The sequence below is a fragment of the Chryseobacterium sp. HR92 genome, assembly GCF_045689405.1.
In the GTDB taxonomy this organism is placed as follows: Bacteria; Bacteroidota; Bacteroidia; order Flavobacteriales; family Weeksellaceae; genus Chryseobacterium; species Chryseobacterium viscerum_A.
In genome coordinates, this window is record NZ_CP139139.1 from 4,928,669 (window position 1) to 4,948,573 (window position 19,905).

Annotated in this window: 16 protein-coding genes; 15 read left to right on the plus strand and 1 reads right to left on the minus strand. The window is 36.9% G+C overall.

From position 1 onward, the window contains the following. Nucleotides 1-59: 59 nt before the first annotated feature. From SFA27_RS22280 to SFA27_RS22290, 3 genes are all read left to right on the plus strand, one after another. On the plus strand, nt 60-1,601 hold the full coding sequence (locus SFA27_RS22280) for a protein adenylyltransferase SelO (RefSeq protein ID WP_407294994.1): 1,542 nt from the start codon (nt 60-62) through the stop codon (nt 1,599-1,601). A gap of 82 nt (nt 1,602-1,683) precedes the next feature. Beyond that, on the plus strand, nt 1,684-2,547 hold the full coding sequence (locus SFA27_RS22285) for a T9SS type A sorting domain-containing protein (protein ID WP_407294996.1): 864 nt from the start codon (nt 1,684-1,686) through the stop codon (nt 2,545-2,547). 75 nt (nt 2,548-2,622) lie between these two features. Then, nucleotides 2,623-3,900 (plus strand): DUF6080 domain-containing protein, encoded by a 1,278-nt coding sequence (locus SFA27_RS22290; RefSeq protein ID WP_407294998.1) that lies wholly within the window; start codon nt 2,623-2,625, stop codon nt 3,898-3,900. A 55-nt stretch (nt 3,901-3,955) separates the two neighbouring features. Here SFA27_RS22290 and SFA27_RS22295 read toward each other — a convergent pair whose 3' ends face one another. Next, nucleotides 3,956-4,513, minus strand: a complete 558-nt coding sequence (locus SFA27_RS22295) for an SPOR domain-containing protein (RefSeq protein ID WP_047376192.1) — start codon at nt 4,511-4,513, stop codon at nt 3,956-3,958. Between the two features lie 184 nt (nt 4,514-4,697). On the opposite strand from SFA27_RS22295, the gene SFA27_RS22300 reads away from it, so the two are divergent. From SFA27_RS22300 to SFA27_RS22355, 12 genes are all read left to right on the plus strand, one after another. Then, a complete protein-coding gene (locus SFA27_RS22300) occupies nt 4,698-6,059 on the plus strand; it encodes a c-type cytochrome (RefSeq protein WP_047376190.1) in 1,362 nt (453 codons plus the stop codon). Nucleotides 6,060-6,082: 23 nt separating this feature from the next. Then, on the plus strand, nt 6,083-9,142 hold the full coding sequence (locus SFA27_RS22305; protein ID WP_407295001.1) for a TAT-variant-translocated molybdopterin oxidoreductase: 3,060 nt from the start codon (nt 6,083-6,085) through the stop codon (nt 9,140-9,142). Between the two features lie 25 nt (nt 9,143-9,167). Next, on the plus strand, nt 9,168-10,565 hold the full coding sequence (gene nrfD / locus SFA27_RS22310; RefSeq protein ID WP_047376187.1) for an NrfD/PsrC family molybdoenzyme membrane anchor subunit: 1,398 nt from the start codon (nt 9,168-9,170) through the stop codon (nt 10,563-10,565). Continuing rightward, on the plus strand, nt 10,552-11,073 hold the full coding sequence (locus tag SFA27_RS22315) for a DUF3341 domain-containing protein (protein WP_047376185.1): 522 nt from the start codon (nt 10,552-10,554) through the stop codon (nt 11,071-11,073). Before nrfD ends, SFA27_RS22315 begins: the two co-directional genes overlap by 14 nt. A 1-nt stretch (nt 11,074) precedes the next feature. Further along, nucleotides 11,075-11,764 carry a cytochrome c gene (locus SFA27_RS22320; RefSeq protein WP_047376183.1) on the plus strand — a complete coding sequence of 230 codons (690 nt, stop codon included), beginning with the start codon at nt 11,075-11,077 and terminating at the stop codon, nt 11,762-11,764. 8 nt (nt 11,765-11,772) lie between these two features. Continuing rightward, nucleotides 11,773-13,104, plus strand: a complete 1,332-nt coding sequence (locus SFA27_RS22325; protein WP_047376181.1) for a hypothetical protein — start codon at nt 11,773-11,775, stop codon at nt 13,102-13,104. 160 nt (nt 13,105-13,264) lie between these two features. Next, nucleotides 13,265-14,281, plus strand: coding sequence for a hypothetical protein (locus SFA27_RS22330; RefSeq protein ID WP_264518902.1), 1,017 nt, complete (start codon nt 13,265-13,267; stop codon nt 14,279-14,281). Nucleotides 14,282-14,456: 175 nt separating this feature from the next. Next, entirely contained in the window at nt 14,457-15,656 is a 1,200-nt protein-coding gene (locus tag SFA27_RS22335; RefSeq protein WP_047376177.1) for an NTF2-like N-terminal transpeptidase, read from the plus strand. Between the two features lie 3 nt (nt 15,657-15,659). Continuing rightward, nucleotides 15,660-16,196, plus strand: coding sequence for an adenine phosphoribosyltransferase (locus SFA27_RS22340; RefSeq protein ID WP_407295006.1), 537 nt, complete (start codon nt 15,660-15,662; stop codon nt 16,194-16,196). A 193-nt stretch (nt 16,197-16,389) separates the two neighbouring features. After that, entirely contained in the window at nt 16,390-17,097 is a 708-nt protein-coding gene (locus SFA27_RS22345) for a hypothetical protein (protein WP_047376173.1), read from the plus strand. 3 nt (nt 17,098-17,100) lie between these two features. Then, nucleotides 17,101-17,619: a 6,7-dimethyl-8-ribityllumazine synthase gene (gene ribH, locus SFA27_RS22350; protein ID WP_034734563.1), complete on the plus strand. Its 519-nt coding sequence runs from the start codon at nt 17,101-17,103 to the stop codon at nt 17,617-17,619. Nucleotides 17,620-17,784: 165 nt separating this feature from the next. Then, complete coding sequence (locus SFA27_RS22355; RefSeq protein WP_407295009.1) at nt 17,785-19,863, plus strand: sulfatase-like hydrolase/transferase; 2,079 nt, start codon at nt 17,785-17,787, stop codon at nt 19,861-19,863. Nucleotides 19,864-19,905 lie beyond the last annotated feature (42 nt).

The following is a 19,905-nucleotide window of genomic DNA, read 5'->3' on the forward strand; positions in this document are numbered from 1 at the left end:
ACACAAGACCTTTCAATAATTTGGAAGGTCTTTTCTTTTATAATTAATACCTTTGAAGTATGAATATCGAACGTATCAGACAACCCTTTATAGAGCATTTTCCAGGTGATTTTTCAAATAACTCTATGCAGAGAAACACTCCAAAAGTTTTATTTGCCACCATCAAACCTGCCGGCTTTGATAAACCTGAACTGATTGCTTTTAATGAAGTTCTTTCCAAAGAAATAGGATTAGGAAAATTTGAAGATAAAGACTTGGACTTTCTGGTTGGAAATAAACTTCCGGAAAACGTTCAAACTTATGCTACAGCATACGCAGGACATCAGTTCGGAAACTGGGCAGGACAACTCGGAGACGGGAGAGCAATACTTGCCGGTGAAATCACAAATGAAGCAGGAAAAAAAACAGAAATTCAATGGAAAGGTGCCGGAGCAACCCCATATTCCAGACATGCCGATGGAAGAGCCGTATTAAGATCTTCTGTTCGGGAATATCTGATGAGCGAGGCAATGCATCATTTAGGAGTTCCTACAACAAGAGCACTCAGCCTGGCATTTACGGGCGAAGATGTAATGCGTGATATTATGTACAGTGGAAATCCTCAACTTGAAAAAGGCGCAGTAGTTATCAGAACTGCTGAAAGTTTTTTACGGTTCGGACATTTTGAACTGATGTCTGCCCAAAGAGAATACAATACACTACAGGAACTGACTGATTTTACTATTGAAAACTATTATCCGGAAATCACATCATCAGACAATCAGAAATACAAAGACTTTTTTGAAAATATCTGTACCCGTACCGCCAACTTAATGGTGGAATGGTTCAGAGTAGGATTTGTACATGGAGTTATGAATACAGACAACATGTCTGTTCTGGGATTAACTATTGATTATGGACCTTACTCCATGATGGATGAATATGATTTGAATTTCACCCCTAATACCACAGACCTTCCGGGAAGAAGATATGCCTTCGGAAAACAGGGACAGATTGCCCAATGGAACCTTTGGCAGCTCGCGAATGCACTTCACCCTTTAATTAAAGATGAAAAGTTTTTAGAAGACACCTTAAATAATTTTGGAACTTATTTCTGGGAGGCTCATGATCAAATGCTGTGTAAAAAATTTGGGTTTGATCAGCTTCAAAAAGAAGATGAAAATTTTTTCACCAACTGGCAGGGATTAATGCAGGAACTTCAGCTAGACTACACCCTGTTTTTCAGCCAACTGGAGAAAGTAACTCCGGACACCGATATAAAAGAACATTTTAAAGAGGTTTCCTATATCATATTAAATGAACAAATGCTGACAAAGCTCAACAGCTTCATTAAGAATTATAATGCAAGATTAGAGTTAAACTCTATTCCAAGAGAGACTTCATTGGCCATGATGGAAAAAACAAACCCAAAATTCATTCTTAGAAATTATCTTCTTTATGAATGCATTGAAGAAATCAGCAACGGCAAAAAAGAAATGTTGGAAAAGCTTACTAAAGCCCTTGAAAATCCATATCAGAAAATTTACCCCGAATTCTCTGTTAAAAGACCATCCGGCTATGATGACACTGCAGGATGTTCTACACTTTCATGCAGCTCGTAATAAACTAACAACCAAACACATACTTTGTTATCAAGTTGTCGTCATATTAAATATTTTCACTACATTTAGAGAAATCTTTAATATGAAAAAAATTGTATTTTCTTTAGCATTGGCATCATGCTTATACAGCAATGCCCAGACCTTACTTTCGGAAAGTTTCGAAGGGGCTACATTTCCTCCAACAGGATGGACCAAGTCTAATACAAACGCATCAAGAGCCTGGGATTTAACCAGTACCGTTTTTCCCGGGACTTCTGCTCCTTCTCTTGAACTAAAAACAAGGTTTACTATTGCCGGAAATAATTCCGCCACTATTGATTGGATCTCAGGGGCCAACACAGCCCATCTTGTAAGCCCTGCATTCAGCTTAGTAGGAGCTGCAAGTCCAACTTTCAGCTTCAAGGTAAAAGTTGGCTGGGGTTATATGATAAGCCTGAACAAGGGCAACCTTCTTGCACAGATCTCAACAGACGGAGGATCCAGCTGGACTACTCTTTGGAATGAAGACAGCGAACCTGGTTTTACTGATGATGGTGACGGTAATATAGATACTGATTTTTATAACACAGTTACTGTCCAGAAAAGCCTTAGCACATATATAGGGCAAGCAAACGTAAAAGTAAGATTCCAGTATATTGCAAATGATGCTGATGCAGTTTCAATTGATGATGTACAGGTTATTGCTAACGGAACTCTTGGCACCAATGAGATTTCAAAAACAAAGAATAACAATCTTTCCGTTTATCCTAATCCATCAAAAGGAGAGGTAAATATTAAGACTGATAAAAAAATAAAATCAACATCCGTTATTGATATGTCGGGTAAGGCCCTTAAGACGAACGATTCCGGAAATACAGATATTACTACGCTTCCAAAAGGAACTTATCTGTTAAAAATAGACTTCGCAGACGGAACGTCTACCACAGAAAAAGTAATCAAACAATAACAACGTTTATACAATCTTTACACAACCACCAACTTTGGTGGTTTTTTTATTTTACTTTTGCAAAAAATCCGACACGTGTCTTTTATCAAAACAAAAATCATCAATTTCTTTAAACTGATTTTTCCTTCCACTTATACCGAACTGGCAGTTTTTCTGTTTTTTATAATCTGTTATGGCATTTTAGGTTCATATATTGCCCTTCATTACAGGATTATATTTGACAGCAGAATTCCATGGGATGCTTATTTCAGTTTTGATAACAAATCTATCCTTATGACAGGGGGAAGTTTTGAAAGACATCCTCTATCCTATTATTTTTTCAACTGGGTAAGAGAGTTTTCATTATTGATTTCAGGTGGAAAAATGGACGCTAACTTCAGACTTACACTGGCTTGGCTTAGCAATATCATCATCAGCTTAAACATTGTTCAGGTTTTTAAATATTTAAAGAATATTATATGCCTTCCTCTCTGGTTAAGTACTTTAATTGTCTTGTTTTTTGGAGTTTTTTCAACCAATATCATATTATCCTTTACTCCGGAAAATTTCACATACACGCTATTTTTACTCTCATTATACAATTATTATGCAGCAATAAAACTCAGAAAGGAAGAAAAAACTCCAGCTATTGCTCTTTCGCTAGCCGGAATTACCATTGGCGGGCTTACTATTACCAATTTTGTAAAAGTTTTTGTTCCCCTTATTTTTGAAAAAAATATTTTCAGAGATTGGAAAAAATTCGGAAATGTGGTGTTTAGAGTTGCAGTTGCAGTCATTTGTTTTGTACTGCTGTATTTGAACAGAATTGATTTTAAATATCAGAATATCTTTTCCAAAACCAACCAACAGTACGAAAAATTCTCTAATGTAGAATCAATGCCCACCTGGGACATGATTCTCTCCTTCTTTTTCGGGGGTAACATTCTTTTCCCTGGATTTATTATTTCGGATAAACATAATATGAAAGGATTTGACTTTAAAGGGCTTTATATGGACCTTTATTCATCTGCTTTTCCTTACTTTTTTACAGCTATATTACTGATCCTGATAATGTGGAGTTATTTTAAAAATTTCAGAAACAAATGGGTTCAGGTTATTGCCATTTCTTTTTTCGTTGACATTGTTATTCATTGTGTAATGAGGTTTGGACTTCATACTTCTTCTATCTACGGAGGACATTTTGTTTTCGTATACCCGCTTCTTTTAGGATGGCTTTTTTACGCCTACAGGTCATCCCCTAAAATGATGTCAATCTTAACATTAACAGTGATCTTACTATTTGTATATCTACTGGCTAACAACCTGTTTCGAATGACTGAATTTTTCTGGTTTATGGAAACTTATTATCAATAAAAAAAGCTGAGAATTTTTCTCAGCTTTTTGTTTTTTATGTTGAAATGAGTCAATTCTATTTTGCTTCTGCACAGAAAATTCTGTACTGTACTGCTACTGCAGATTTGAAATATTCTCTGATTCTCGAAAGATCACTCGCTGCACTTTGTTTTGTGAAATAACTTCCTGCTAAAATCTTATAATTAGGTCTTAAAGAGGCATCTGTTTCCACTTTAAGGTTAGGGAATCTTTTTCTGAAATAAGACTTTACTTCATTGGCTTCCTCATTACTTTTCACCGTTGTAATCTGAATCTTAAAACCTAAAATTCTAGGATTTTTCTTACAAATTTCAGCATTCGTAAGTTCTCGGTTCGGCACAAAGATTCTCGGAGGTTTTGTATTTATCCCTGTAGAAACTCCAATATCGTTAGAACCGGAATCTTTAGAAGAATTTGCAGGAGTAACTTTAGCACATTTTCCTTCAATTCCTTCCAAAGCTGCATTTATTTTGGAATCCATTGTCATAACAAGCTCCGTACCCGAAAGGGTATCTTTTTTAACAACTTGCTGGGCTTCAATACTATAAAAACCAAATAGTGATAATATCGAAAATATTTTAATCAAATTTTTCATTTAAACTTGTTTTCGCAAATTTATACAAATTAAAAAACTATACCAAACAGGTTATTTAGAATCAATACAAATTAAACGTAAATGATATTTTCCCTTTTCGATATACCGTTAAATTCCTGTTAAAAATATTATTTTTGCCGAATTGATTGAATGTTCAATAATTTACTAACATAAGATAATTTAAATGATTAGTTGGAGAAAGCATTATAAAAAAACGTTGATCGCGATAGGCTTATTGCTATCAACCAGTGCTTCATTTTACGGGCAAGACGGCGATCCTAAAAACGGAGAGAAACTTTTCAAAGCGAATTGTACTGCATGTCACGCGCTGGACAAACAAGTTGTTGGACCACCATTAAAGGGGGTTGTAGAACGAGTAAAGACAGAAGGTGGTGTAGACAAAGATTGGCTTCACAAGTGGATCAAAGACAACAAAGCTCTGAGAGCTTCTGGGGATAAATACGCCAATGAGATTTTTGAAAAGTTTAACAAGACTGAAATGCAGGTCTTTCCAAATCTTACAGATAAGGATATTGACGACATTTTAGCTTTCACTACTAATCCTCCGGCTCCGGAGCCGCCAAAGGCAGATGATAAAGCAACTGCTACAGCGGGAGCAACTGCAGCACCTGCAGACAAAACTACTACAAACGTTGTTATCATTTCACTTTTAGCGATCGCAGGTTTATTGGTTTGGATCTTGGTAAAACTGAGACAATTGGTAAAACTGGGTCAATCTGAAGATTTAGCTGGACTTAATGAAACAAGAGTTCGTTCTTTCAGTGAAATGTATGAGAAGTTCCACTACATTGGTAAAGGTTTATTAGCAATCCTTGCTATCCTAGCGGCCTATGGAGTATGGAACTGGTTGATGTGGATTGGGGTTTACAAAGGGTACAAACCTGAGCAGCCTATCTACTTCTCTCACAAAATTCACGCTGGAGAGCAAAAAATTGACTGTCAGCTATGTCACTCTAGTGCTAAATACGGAAAAGTATCTGAAATTCCTTCTATGAACGTTTGTATGAACTGTCACAGAACAATTTCTGAATACAACGCAGATCACTACATGGAGCCAGGAAAAGATAAGGCATTCTATGATGGAGAAATCCAGAAGATCTACGCTGCAACAGGTTGGGATCCTGCAAAACAACAGTATACAGGAAAAACACAACCGGTTGAATGGACAAGAATCCACAATATGCCAGATTTCGTTTACTTCAACCACTCTCAGCACGTAATTGCTGGAGAACAAGCGATCATCAATTCTTTCAACAAAAAGAATCCTAACAACAAAATTGATGTTGTATGTAAAGCTTGTCACGGTAAAATTGATACAATGAATGTTGTTCAAATGGCTAACGACTTTACTATGGGATGGTGTATCGAGTGCCACAGAACGACTGAAGTTGATATGAACAACGGTTATAATAAAGAGTACTTCAAAAATCTACATGACAAGTTGAAAAAACAATATCCTCAAGATGGAGGTAAGATCACTGTAGATGCAATTGGAGGTCTTGAGTGTGGTAAATGTCATTATTAATAACTAAAAAATTAGAAGTATAAATGGCTTCAAACAAAATACAATTCAGAAGTATTCATGAACTTAAAGATCCAGCTTTGAATAATAAGCTGGCTCAGAAAGAGTTTCAGGAAGAAATTCCGGTAGAAGATTTCCTTGGAGATGCTGAGAAAAACGGATCAAGTACTTCAAGAAGAGATTTCCTGAAATTATTAGGATTCTCTACAGCAGCAGTTACATTAGCTGCCTGCGAAGCTCCGGTAATCAAAACGATTCCTTATGTGGTAAAGCCGCATGATATTATTCCGGGAGTCCCTAATTATTACGCTTCAACATATTTTGACGGTTTCGACTTTGCTAGTGTTTTAGTAAAAACCCGTGAAGGTAGACCAATCAAAATTGAACCAAACCCGGCTGGTGGTGATTTAGGTAAAACTAACGCAAGAGCTCAGGCAAGTGTACTTTCTCTTTATGATAATGATAAAGTAAAGCAGCCTAAACTAGACGGTAAAGATGAAACTTTCGATAAAGTAGACAGTTTCGTGATTAAAGGTTTAGAAGAAGCTAAAGCGTCTGGCAAAAAGATTGTTGTTTTATCACACTCTTTTGCTTCACCAACTTTCAAAAAGTTATTCGCTGAATTTAAAGCTAAATATCCTACAGCTGAATTAGTAACTTATGATGCTTTCCCTTATTCTGCAGGATTAGATGCAGCTCAGGAAGTATTCGGACAAAGAGCATTGCCTGTTTATGACCTTAAAGGTTCTGAATTGGTAGTTTCTTTCCAGGCCGATTTCTTAGGAGACTATAACGCTTCAAGCTTAGAAACTTCTTATGCAGCAGCTAGAAAACCGGGAGCAAGCATGTTGAGACACATCCAAGTGGAATCTAACATGTCATTAACTGGTGCTAACGCTGACTCAAGATACAGATTAAAGCCAAGTGCTGTAAACAAAACATTAGTTGAAGTTTACAATGCAATCGTAGGAGGTGGTACCACTGATAAGACTGCAACTGAAATTGCTAACGAATTGAAAGCAAAAGGCAGCAAAGCTGTTGTTTTTGCTGACGGTTCTAAAGGAGCACAGGTTTTAGCACACTTAATCAACCAGAAATTAGGTTCAGTAGCTTTCACAGGTAAAGCAAACTTACTGAAAGAATTTAACGGTGCAAGATACCAGGAATTCTTAGGATGGGTAAACGGTGGACAGGTTGGTGTATTGGTTACAAACAACGTAGACCCTATCTACTCTCATCCAAAAGGAGAAGATTTCAAAAAATCTTTATCAAAAGTTCCTTATGTAGTTGCTGTAGCAGATAAGAAAAATGAAATGTACAAAGCAGCGAAAGCTGTAATTCCTGTAGCTAACTGGCTAGAGTCTTGGGGAGATATCGAACCACAGACAGGAGTATATTCATTGATGCAGCCTACTATCCAGAAAATCTACAAATCAAGACAGATTGAAGAATCTCTATTGGTTTGGAAAAATGGTAAAAACAATGCAGCAAACAACTACTACGATTATTTAAAAGCAAGCTCTGCTTCACTTTTAGGTGGTACTTCTTTCAACAAAGCATTGTATAACGGTATTAATGCTTCTACAAACGCTGCAACTTTATCTTACGCAGGCGGAAACGCTGCACAGGCTGTTGCTGAACTAGGAAACTTCAAAGCTTCAGAATTAGAATTAGTATTATACACTAAGACTTCAATGGGAGACGGTACTCAATCTAACAACCCTTGGTTGCAAGAATTACCTGACCCAATTACAAGAATGTCTTGGGATAACTACCTTACAATTTCTCCTAAAGATGCAGAGAAATTTGCAATTGACAACGATCTTAACGCGAGAATGCAGTTAGATGGTTCTATTGTAAACCTTACTGTAAACGGAGTAAAAATAGAAAACGTTCCTGTATTTGTACAACCAGGACAAGCTGAAGGATCTGTAGGTCTTGCGCTTGGTTATGGTAAGAAAAACTCAGGAGCAACTGCAGATACTGGTGTAAATGCTTATCCTTTATTCGATGGTTCTAACCTTGTTCTTTCAGGTGTTAAAATCGAGAAAACAGGAGAAGATCACGAATTTGCAGGGATCCAGCTTCAAAACACATTAATGGGTCGTTATGAAATCGCGAAGGAAGTTCCTTTAGCTGAATTCATTAACGTTGCTTTTGATGATGAGCACAAGGGATGGAATAAGCCTTTGGAATACCACACCATCAGCGGAGCACTTCCAGCGAGAAAAATTGATCTTTGGGATGCTTTCGATGATACGGATGGACCTCACTTCAACTTATCTATCGACTTGAACTCTTGTACTGGTTGTGGAGCATGTATTATTGCTTGTCAGGCAGAAAACAACGTTCCTGTAGTAGGAAAAGAAGAGGTAAGAATGTCTAGAGATATGTACTGGTTAAGAATTGACCGTTACTATTCTTCAAGACAAAAAGTAGAAGTATACGAAGGATTGAAAGAAGGAATGGCTGTACCTGAATTGTATGGTACTGCATTCGGAGACGGAGGTGCATTAAACCACCCTGCAGACAACCCGGATGTAATCTTCCAACCTGTAATGTGTCAGCACTGTAACCATGCTCCATGTGAAACTGTATGTCCGGTAGCGGCTACTTCACACGGTAAGCAAGGTCAAAACCATATGGCTTACAACAGATGTATCGGTACAAGATATTGTGCAAACAACTGTCCGTACAAAGTAAGACGTTTCAACTGGTTTACTTATAACCTAAATGACAAGTTCGATTTCAACATGAACAACGATTTAGGAAGAATGGTACTTAACCCGGATGTAGTTGTAAGAACTAGAGGGGTAATGGAGAAATGTTCAATGTGTATCCAAATGACTCAGAATACTATTCTTGAGGCTAAGAAAGAGGGAAGAAAAGTGAAGGATGGAGAATTCCAGACTGCTTGTTCTAAAGCTTGTTCTACGGGAGCAATGACATTTGGAGATATGAATGATAAAGATTCTGCAATTAGAGAGCAATATGCTTCTAACAGAAGATATTATTTACTTGAGGAGATCGGAACAAAACCAAACGTGTTCTATCACACTAAAGTAAGAAACAGAGTAGAAAAATAAAGTTTAAATAATAAATAGGTAAAAAATGTCAGGACATTACGAAGCTCCGATAAGGGAACCTCTAATTATTGGTCACAAAACTTATCACGATATTACAGAAGATATCGCACGACCTATCGAAGAAAGAGCAGGTAAATTATGGTGGATATCACTATATGCTGCACTAGTTCTATTCCTCTATGGATTCGGCTGTATTGCGTACACTATCGGGACAGGTATTGGAGCATGGGGGCTTAACAGAACTATTAACTGGGGTTGGGATATCACCAACTTTGTATGGTGGGTAGGTATCGGTCACGCCGGAACCCTAATCTCAGCAGTATTATTATTATTTAGACAGAGATGGAGAATGTCTGTAAACAGATCTGCAGAGGCGATGACGATCTTTGCGGTTGTACAGGCAGCAATCTTCCCTGTAATCCACATGGGTAGAGTTTGGGTTGGATACTGGGTATTCCCTTTACCAAACCAATTCGGTTCTCTTTGGGGGAACTTCAACTCTCCTCTACTTTGGGACGTATTTGCGATCTCTACGTATTTCTCAGTATCAACTGTATTCTGGTTCATGGGACTAATCCCTGACTTTGCAATGATCAGAGATAGAGCGAAAACGCCTTGGACTAGAAAAATTTATACATTCCTTGCATTCGGTTGGGGTGGTAAAGCAAAACACTGGCAAAGATTCGAAGAACTTTCTTTGGTTCTTGCAGGTTTGGCAACTCCACTTGTATTCTCAGTACACACTACCGTATCTTTTGACTTCGCAACTTCAGTTATTAAAGGATGGCACTCAACAATCTACCCTCCTTACTTCGTAGCTGGTGCGATCTTCTCAGGATTTGCAATGGTACAGACACTATTGTTAATTGCAAGAAAAGTTTGTCACTTAGAAGAATATATTACAATGTATCATATCGAAATTATGAACATCGTAATCGTTCTTACAGGTGGTATGGTAACCGTAGCTTATGCTACTGAATATTTCATCGGATGGTACTCAGGATCTAGATTTGAAGATTTTACATATCTTTCTCCAGGTGCTGCTGTAGGACCTTACTGGTGGGCATTCTGGTCATTGATTATCTGTAACCTTGTGATTCCGGCTTCATTCTGGTTCAAAAGAGCAAGAACGAACATTATCTGGACATTCATTGTTGCATTAATCATCAACATCGGTATGTGGTTTGAGCGTTTTGATATCATCGTTATCAACCTTTCAAGAGACTACTTACCAGGGTCATGGACAATGTTTAAGCCAACGATCATTGATGTAGGTGTATATTTGGGAACTATCGGATTCTTCTCTGTATTATTCTTATTATACGCAAGAACATTCCCTGTAATTGCACAGGCTGAATTAAAATCGATTTTGAAAATCTCAGGTGAAACTTATAAAGCAAAAGAAGGAGATGAGCACCACTAAAATTGTATACGGACTTTATGCTGACGACGACGATTTAATGAACGGCGTTAAGGCATTCAACGATAAAGGAATCGCTATAAACGAAGTATATACTCCGTTTCCGGTTCACGGGCTAGACAAGGCTTTAGGGTTAAAGAAAACCAGAATTTCTGATGCTGCATTCTTATATGCTCTTTACGGTGTTACTATCGGTGCTACTGTAACTTGGTATGTGATGAACCATGACTGGCCTCAGAATATCGGTGGTAAACCAGCTTTCGACTGGGCACACAACATGCCGGCATTCGTAGTTCCAATGTTTGAACTAATGGTATTCTGTGCTGCTCACATGATGTCTTTAACTTTCTTGGTTAGAAACAAAATGTATCCGGGAGCTCCTGCTCAGAACCCAGACCCGAGAACTACTGATGATAAATTCATGATGGAATTTGTAACTGAAGATGTAGAATCTGTAAAACAGTTGCTTATTGAGACTGGAGTTGAAGAAATAACTGTTAAAGACGCTTAAAATGAAAAAGAATGTATTAAAAATTACAGCAGTTTTAGGTTTAACAACGGTTTTACTTAACTCTTGCGGACCAAAGGAGAATACTCCGCTGGTATATTTCCCGGACATGTATTTTCCGGTAGCTTATGATCCATTGATGAAAGCACAGGATGCTTATTCAGATCATGAAAATGAAATTCCTGCTTTTGTTAAAAATAGTGGTGCAACAGGTCTTTCTCCGGTAGAAGGATCAGTTTCTCAAAATAAAGATGGCGTTTTTGAAGAAAGCTTACTACCTAAAAATGTTGACGAGTACAACGCTGGGTATGATGCTTCTAAAAAACTTACAGTATCTCCTCTAAACCCAGCTAATGCAGCTAAGGATATTGAAAGAGGAAAAATATTGTTTGATCACACTTGTGCGGCATGTCACGGAACAGGAGGTGATGGACAAGGACCTATCGTGCAAAGTGGGGCATTCTCTGGAGTACCTAACTATGCAGACAGAGAAATTACTGTAGGATCTGTTCATTATGTATTAACAAACGGTAGAAATGCAATGGGATCTTATGCGGGACAATTGAATGCAGGAGACAGATGGAGAGTAGCATTGTATGTGATGAGTGCTTTCAAAAAAGGAGCAGCAGCACCGGCAGCAGCTACAACGGCGGCACCAGCAACAACTGAAACGACTACCGAAACTAAAAAATAAGAAAAGAAATGTATAGTTTTTCACCAAAATTAAAATCAACTTCTATAATACTTCTTGTTGTAGGTTTAGTTCTTTTCGGTATTGGTTTCTTTATGAACAAAGGAATTTCTACTGAGAAAATAGAACAAATGATGGAAGCTGTTCATGCTTCTGGTCATGATGCCCCTACACATTCAAGTGAAATGGTTGGACCACAGGATCACGCAGCTCATTTAGAGCATGCTGAACTTCAGGTTCACAACCAGCCATTAGCATCGCTGCACTTTGTAGCTGTCTTTTTCTTTGGAGTAAGTTGCGCTGTACTGTTTTTCTACTGTATTCAGCACGCTGCTCACGCAGGATGGCCTATTATCATCACAAGAGTAATGGAGGCTATTGCATCTTATATTCCTTACGGTGGTGCAATCCTGGTTATCTTGATGATCTTAAACATCACTCATAATGGCCATTTATTCCACTGGATGGATCCTGAATTGACAAACCCGGAATCGGCACATTTTGATGTGATCCTATTTGAAAAGAAAAGATTCTTAAATATTCCTTTCTATGCAATAAGAACTTTAATCTATGTGATTGGTGCTTCTTTCTTTGCTTGGAAATTAAAAGCTCAGTCTAAAAAAGTAGACGAGACAAAATCAAAAGTAGAATATCAATTCCTTTACAGATGGGCAGTAGGATATATCGTATTCTTCGGATTTGCTTCTGCAGCATGGGCGTGGGATTGGTTGATGTCTATTGACCCTCACTGGTACTCTACAATGTATATCTGGTATTCAATGGTTAGCTGCCTTTCAAGTGGTATTGCTGTAATCATTTTACTAAGTGTATATCTTAAGAAAAACGGATTCCTTCCTCAGTTCAATGACAACCACTTACACGATTTAGGAGTTTTCCTTTTCGCTACAAGTATGCTTTGGACATATACATGGTTCGCTCAGTTCATGCTTTACTGGTATGCAAACGTTCCGGAAGAGGTTAACTACTTCTTCGGTAGATTCCAGCACTATGGTACTACATTTTTACCAATGCTGATTGTTAACTTCTTATTACCACTATTGGTATTAGTAAGCAGCAGCATCAAGAGAAATTACAAAGTAGTTACCACAATGGCTGTAGTAGTTATCTTAGGACACCTTTTAGATTACTTCAACATGGTAATGCCGGGAACGGTAGGACCATACTGGAACACTCCTGAAGTATTCTTGTTAATCCTGGGAGCAGTTCTATTCGTAGCGGGACTATTTATGTTTACTGTTCTTTCAGCTTTATCTAAACTGAAGTTGATTCCTACAGGAAACCCATTCTTACACGAATCTGAAATTTATGAGTATCCTTTCTAAGGACTTGTAACAAAATAAAATTACAAAAGACTGATTGTTAAACAATCAGTCTTTTTTTATGCCATGACGTAAATAAGAATTTTCAGGCAACCATTTTCTGTTTTTCTCGTCTTTATATAAAAGTCTGTTTTACTATTAACACCGAAAATAACATTCTGCTATGAAAAGAATTCACCTTTTTTACCTTCTGTTCTCTCTGATCTCCGTATTCACAAATGCACAGGTCATTACTTTTGTTTCTGAAAAAAACAATAGCCCTCTTCCCCGAGTTTCCGTATTTGGCAAAGACGGAAGCATACTCGCCTACTCTGACATTGATGGTAAGATTGACAAGCAGTCTCTGTCACCCTCTCAGGAAAAATTTCAGCTGGTTTATAATAATTTTCCTGTTGCCACCCTATCCTATTCCGATTTTGATCAGTCGGTCATTAAGATCAATGACCAGGTAAAAGAAATTGAAACGGTTGTTATTAAAAATAATAAGCCTGCCAAATACATTTTCATCAAGGGAAATTTTAACACTTATGTAACGGTAAACAATAAGCTGAATAGTTATGCAGACGGAGTTGTAACCTACATTTTTGATAATAAATCCAAAAAACTGAAAAGCACCAATGTAGAACAGTACAGAGTTTTCAGACTGACAGAACCTAAAAATGAGAAAAAAGAAACTTCATCATGGGACTATGGCAATTCTCTTCAGATTCCTAAGCTTAAAAATGTAGGAAATCCGGAAGAATATAAAACAACAAAAAATAACATTAAAGAATTAAAAGGTGACCGCAAAGATCAGATTGAGGTAACAGGCGGCGTACTTCAGGAAAAAGAATTTTCATTCTTTGGATATAGATTTTATGATCTAAGGACAATACTAAATATCTCTTTTGAAAAAGGATCAGAAAAAACGCTTAAAGATTTCCTGGAATATAATGAGCTTGCTTTTGTAAAATTGAAACATAAAAGTGAACCCAATTACAATCAGCTAGCAGTATATACTAATTTCTATCCAACAGAACTTAGCTTCAGTAATGACAATGATGTTGAGAAAGTGAAGTTTGATAAAGACAATAGCAATTACCAAACCTCTTACTGGCAGGATTCGTCATTTCCGAATATGCAGACTATTTTCAGCAGTTTTTTCAAAGGTGATTTAAAAGAACAAACCAATAAAAAATAATGAAAACTCTGCTCAGACTCACTTTCCATATTATTAATATCACTATTGAATTCTAAAATTAAAAGAACAGCATCTATTTCCGGAAAACAACAACAAATAAGCAAAAAACATAAAGTAAAAAATAAAATCCAGTATTAATAAAGGTTTTATTAAATTTGCAACAAACCAAATAAAAATGAAAAAGTTTTCTTTTCTACTTGTTTTCAGTCTGTTGCTTTTTACAGCATGTAAGAAAGATCATGTAGATGCTACGAATACTAAAACACTGCAGTCAAGTATCAATGATATGACTTCCAGTTTACCAACCATTAAGCAGATTAAGTTTAATGAGGCTCTTTATATCCTTAAAACATTTGGCGTAGAAGCAGATGGTGATGTAAACGAGCTAAAAGCCCTTGGAAAACTGATCAATGGAAAAAAAGTTCCTGAGATTATGTCTCTGGCAGACGAAGTTGCACAGAAAAACGGAATAGAATGGGCAAGTACTGCCCCGCCATCACTTGGAGAAATGAATATTTTTGGGGATGATAAAGCTAAAGAAAGCGATCCTAATGATGTAAAAGCAGGATCATTAAGCCTTATTACAAGACCTACAGGAGATGACGGTTCCGGAGCTCCTACTGCCATTCAAATCGTACCAAGACTTGTAGATGCTGCAGGAAACCCGGTATCATTCACAGGAGCTGGTTTGGAAGCAACACTTGAAGTATTCAGTAACGGAGTAAGACTTGCTACAGCTAAAAACCTGATGCAGGATAATAACTTTAAAGGATTCAACCTGAAGTTCTCCTCTATTCCGGCAGCAAAAGTTATAGATAACAAAATTGACATCACGGTTTCTGTAAAAACAACTGCAAAAACTTTCAAAATGTCAAAAATCGGTCTTGATGTGAACGCAGCAGCCCTGAAAGTTCCTGCAATTCCTAAAACCGATACAACAGCTGTACCGGAACAACCAAGTGCAGTTATTGATCCAAACAATCCAAATGCAACTACTGGCACAACTACAGATCCTGCTGCGACAACTCCTTCAGCACCAGCTGCTCCAAAACAGCCAACTGCTGATCCTAAAAATACAGTAAGCAAATTTTTGAACAGTGTAAGTTCACAGAACTTAAAAGCGGCCTACGAAACAGCCAGCAATCCAAGCTGGGGAAGCTATGAATCTTTCTCAAACCCTACCTCAGGTTTCGGATCTGTGAAAAATGTAAGCGTAAAAAATATTACTACAAGTGGCACTACAGCCAACAGCGCAAGCGTAAATGCTACCTACGATGTAACGGATAAAAGCGGTAAGACAACTTCATTAAAAGTAACTTTCGGGCTTAAAAATGTAAACGGAGACTGGAAAATTTCCAGCTATAAAATCAATTAATAAATGGCTTCAGCAGAACTGATCAAAAAATTAGAAGAAACAATTGAAAACATCCCTGATTTTCCGATTCCGGGAATACAGTTTAAGGATATTTCACCCATCTTTTTAGATCCAAAACTTTACGAAGATGTGATTGCTGATCTTGTATCCTTCAGTAAAGGAAAAGTAGATGCAGTCTGCGGAATTGAAAGCCGTGGTTATTTGTTTGGAATTGCTATTGCTGTCGCATTGGAAGTTCCGTTCATTCTGATCAGAAAAGCAGGAAAACTTCCACCCCCTGTCATCTCAGAAAAATATGATCTGGAATATGGAAGTGCGGTTATTGAAACCCGTGAAGGGCAAATAAAGCCAGGACAAAGAATTTTGATTCATGATGATCTTTTGGCAACGGGAGGAACTACAGAAGCCGCTGCAAAGCTGGTTGAAAAACAAGGAGCAACCATTTCCCAGTTCAGTTTCCTTATTGGCTTAAAAGACTTGAATGGTGATGAAAAGCTGAAAAAATTTGGTGCAGAAGTGTATCATATTTTAGGATATTAAAATTCAATTTATATAATAAATTTCGGCTCCGCTCAGTGTGTCAATCATTATAAATGCTTGCCATACCGAGCGGAGCCGATCTGTTTTTAAGAGAAATAACAACAAATTCACAACATTTACATAATAATACCAATAAAGTATTTTGTAAATCTCTCAGAAACAATTAAATTTGCATTTCAATTTTTAAAAACTTATGGCAAAATTGGGAAAGAGTGCTCAGAACGAGCAAGAAGGTAAAGAAACGGTTGAGTTCTTTAAAGACCTTGATAGAGAAGCTTTAAACACTGAAAGATTTGTTGAAAAATATTCAAAGCCTCTAGGTTTTGTATTTGGAGCACTAATTTTAGCTGTTTTAGGATTCTTCGCTTACAAGCAATTTGTAGTTGCTCCAAAGAACGCTGAAGCTGTGAAAAGTTTCCTTTCTGCTCAAAAAAGTCTTACTGAAGGTAAAGATAAAGATGCCTTGGGAGGAAAATCTGCAGCCAACCCAGGTTTTGTAGGTACATATAACGAATATTCTTCTACTAAAATTGGTAAACTTTCATCTTATAATGCAGGTTTATTAAAGTTCAAAGAAGGAAAATTCCAGGAAGCTTACGATCTTTTAGACCAATTTTCATCTGATAACAAAACTTTAGTAGCACTTAAATTCGGAGCTATGGCAGATGCAAAATCAGGACTTAACAAAAACGATGAAGCTTTAGCTTTATTAGATAAAGCAGCAACAGCTTCTGATGATCCGTATACGACATACTATTTCACAAGAAAAGCAGGTATCGTTGCTTTAGGATTAAAGAAAAATGCAGAAGCTAAAAAATACTTCTCCGCAATTAACGAGAAATATCAGGACTACGACAATGGAATGTCTGATTCTTATATTGAAATGACTAAATATTACTAAAAAATGGCAACAGTTAATCTTTCCGATTACAAGCCACTTCATATAACTAATGCCGAAGATTTTTCTATCGGCATTGTTTTTTCTGAGTGGAATGATTTTGTAACGTACAATCTTCGTGATGCAGCTTTGGAAATCCTTGAAAAAGAAGGGGTAAAACCTGAAAACATCAAACTTTTCCCTGTTCCCGGAGCTTTTGAACTCAACTATGCAAGCATGCAGCTTTGCAAAGAGAGAAAATATGATGCAGTAATTTCTATCGGATGTGTGATCCGCGGGGAAACTCCTCATTTTGATTATGTATGTTCTGCCGTGGCACAGGGAATCAAAGACTGTAACATTATGACGGACACCCCTACTATTTTCTGCGTACTAACAGATGACACTAAAGAGCAGTCTATCGCAAGAAGCGGTGGTGACCTTGGAAACAAAGGTGTTGAAGCAGCTGTTACCGCTTTAAGAATGATTGATTTCAAAAAGAAATTATCTGATAAAAAAGGAAATATCGGTTTTGGACATTCTTAACCGCAGATTACTTTAACAATATACTGGGACTATTTTTTAATAGTCCTTTTTTATTGGGTCTTGTAAATCATAAACCTTACTAATAAAAAGGATGTTTTTATTTTTTTCTATCAAAAGTTCTGTACAAAAACTATCTTTGTGAAAACTAATAAAAACAGTACATACATGTTTTTAAAAAAAATAAAACCGTTCCTATATTTAGGAGTTTTCTATCTTATTATTTCATTGATAATAAGAACAGTATTCTTTTTTCACCCTATTACCACAGCTAGTTTTGGGGTTTTCGAGGTCATAAAAGTCCTGTTAATAGGTCTGGTAAATGATATTTTCGTTTTCATATTGGCCAGTTCTATTCTTGCGCTTTACTTCCTCTTTCTGTCCAATTCGAAATATAAAAAACCTTATGGTCCCATTATTTTGGGGGTATTGGTTCTATTCTTTCTTTATATCTGGCTTGTTCCGAACAACATTTTCAAGCAATATGGAGGTTCTATCATGGAGATAGCACTTGTTTTTGTAGGAATAAAGACCCTTTTCTTCGGATTGATGCTTTTCCTTCCTACTCAAAGAACTAAGATTCGTAACATCTTATATTTCATTACATTATTATTGTACGTTCTTCTGATTATTTTCAACGGGGTAAGTGAATACTTCTTTTATAATGAATTCGGGGTTCGTTATAACTTTATTGCAGTAGATTATCTTATCTATACGAATGAAGTCATTGGAAATATCATGGAAAGTTATCCTGTGGTTCCCTTGTTTTCAGGAATAATGATCGTTACGCTTGCCATCACATGGTTTATTTATAAAAAAACAAAAGATGAATTGCTGGAACTTCCTGATTTTAAACAAAAAATGGTCCTTCTTGGTAGTTTTATGGTACTTTGTGCTCTTAGTGCACTGGCAATACCATCTTTAATGCAAATCAGGTCAGACAATGTTTTTGCTGACGAAATTGAAGCCAACGGACTTCCTAAGTTCTACTGGGCCTTTACTCATAATGAGCTGGATTACTTCCAGTTTTACTCACAGATCAATCAACAGCAGGCTGAAAAGAATTTCCTGAGCCAGTATCCACAGCAGACATTATCAAGAAACATTGTTGCTGAGCAACCTGAAATGAAGAAAAATGTTGTATTGATTTCTATTGAAAGTCTTTCCGCAGATTTTATGGAACATTATGGTAATACGCAAAAAATCACTCCTTTCCTGGACAGCCTTGCAGAGAAATCATTGATGTTAACCAATCTTTATGCTACCGGAAACAGAACAGTACGGGGTCTTGAAGCCTTGACTCTATGTATTCCTCCTACAGCCGGAGAAAGTATCATCAAAAGAGATGACAATAAAAACAAATTTACAACTGGAAGTGTTTTCAAATCCAAAGGCTATGATGTTAAGTTTTTATATGGCGGATACAGCTATTTTGATAATATGCAGGACTTCTTTGGCGGAAATGGCTACGGTATTGTAGACCGGAATAACTTTAAACCTGAAGAAATTACTTTTGCCAATGTTTGGGGTGTTGCTGATGAAGATATGGCTAAAAAAGCGATTCAGGTGATGAATACTGAAGCTAAATCTGGGAAACCATTTTTCAATCACTGGATGACAGTTTCCAATCACAGACCTTTTACTTATCCTGACGGAAGAATAGATATTCCGGGAACAGCAAAATCCCGTGAAGGCGGTGTAAAATATACAGACTACTCTCTTAAACTGTTCTTTGATATGGCTAAGAAACAAGACTGGTATAAAAACACTGTTTTTATCATCATTGCAGACCACTGTGCTTCGAGTGCCGGAAAAACGGAACTTCCGATGGATAAATACAGAATTCCTGCGATGATCTTCTCAGAAGGATTTGTTCAGCCTCAGAAATTTGATGCGCTAATGTCTCAGATAGACGTTATGCCTACCGTTCTAGGATTATTAAATTTTAGCTATCAGTCTAAGTTTTTAGGTCAGGATGTCTTCAAACAGGAGTTCCAGCCTAAAGCTTATGTTGCAACCTATCAGGATCTTGGATTTATAAAAGACGGACATTTAACCATTATCTCCCCGGTAAAAAAGGTAAAACAATATTCTTTGGAACTGGAAAAAAGTGATCTGGCTCCAGCTTTTAAGTTGTATTACGATGAAAAATTATTAAAAAATCCGGAGCAGAAACTGGTAGATGATGCTGTATCAGCCTATCAGTCTACCTCATACTGGTTAAAAACTAAACAACTAAACAGATAAATATCTAAATATTTTTCACTTATAGTTTGATTTAAAATATTT

Excerpts from the sequence above, each read along its gene's own strand:
- SFA27_RS22280 (WP_407294994.1), top strand. The coding sequence starts at position 60 with ATGAATATCGAACGTATCAGACAACCCTTTATAGAGCATTTTCCAGGT.
- SFA27_RS22285 (WP_407294996.1), top strand. The coding sequence starts at position 1,684 with ATGAAAAAAATTGTATTTTCTTTAGCATTGGCATCATGCTTATACAGC.
- SFA27_RS22295 (WP_047376192.1), bottom strand. The coding sequence starts at position 4,513 with ATGAAAAATTTGATTAAAATATTTTCGATATTATCACTATTTGGTTTT.
- SFA27_RS22300 (WP_047376190.1), top strand. The coding sequence starts at position 4,698 with ATGATTAGTTGGAGAAAGCATTATAAAAAAACGTTGATCGCGATAGGC.
- SFA27_RS22305 (WP_407295001.1), top strand. The coding sequence starts at position 6,083 with ATGGCTTCAAACAAAATACAATTCAGAAGTATTCATGAACTTAAAGAT.
- nrfD (WP_047376187.1), top strand. The coding sequence starts at position 9,168 with ATGTCAGGACATTACGAAGCTCCGATAAGGGAACCTCTAATTATTGGT.
- SFA27_RS22315 (WP_047376185.1), top strand. The coding sequence starts at position 10,552 with ATGAGCACCACTAAAATTGTATACGGACTTTATGCTGACGACGACGAT.
- SFA27_RS22320 (WP_047376183.1), top strand. The coding sequence starts at position 11,075 with ATGAAAAAGAATGTATTAAAAATTACAGCAGTTTTAGGTTTAACAACG.
- SFA27_RS22325 (WP_047376181.1), top strand. The coding sequence starts at position 11,773 with ATGTATAGTTTTTCACCAAAATTAAAATCAACTTCTATAATACTTCTT.
- SFA27_RS22330 (WP_264518902.1), top strand. The coding sequence starts at position 13,265 with ATGAAAAGAATTCACCTTTTTTACCTTCTGTTCTCTCTGATCTCCGTA.
- SFA27_RS22335 (WP_047376177.1), top strand. The coding sequence starts at position 14,457 with ATGAAAAAGTTTTCTTTTCTACTTGTTTTCAGTCTGTTGCTTTTTACA.
- SFA27_RS22340 (WP_407295006.1), top strand. The coding sequence starts at position 15,660 with ATGGCTTCAGCAGAACTGATCAAAAAATTAGAAGAAACAATTGAAAAC.
- SFA27_RS22345 (WP_047376173.1), top strand. The coding sequence starts at position 16,390 with ATGGCAAAATTGGGAAAGAGTGCTCAGAACGAGCAAGAAGGTAAAGAA.
- ribH (WP_034734563.1), top strand. The coding sequence starts at position 17,101 with ATGGCAACAGTTAATCTTTCCGATTACAAGCCACTTCATATAACTAAT.
- SFA27_RS22355 (WP_407295009.1), top strand. The coding sequence starts at position 17,785 with ATGTTTTTAAAAAAAATAAAACCGTTCCTATATTTAGGAGTTTTCTAT.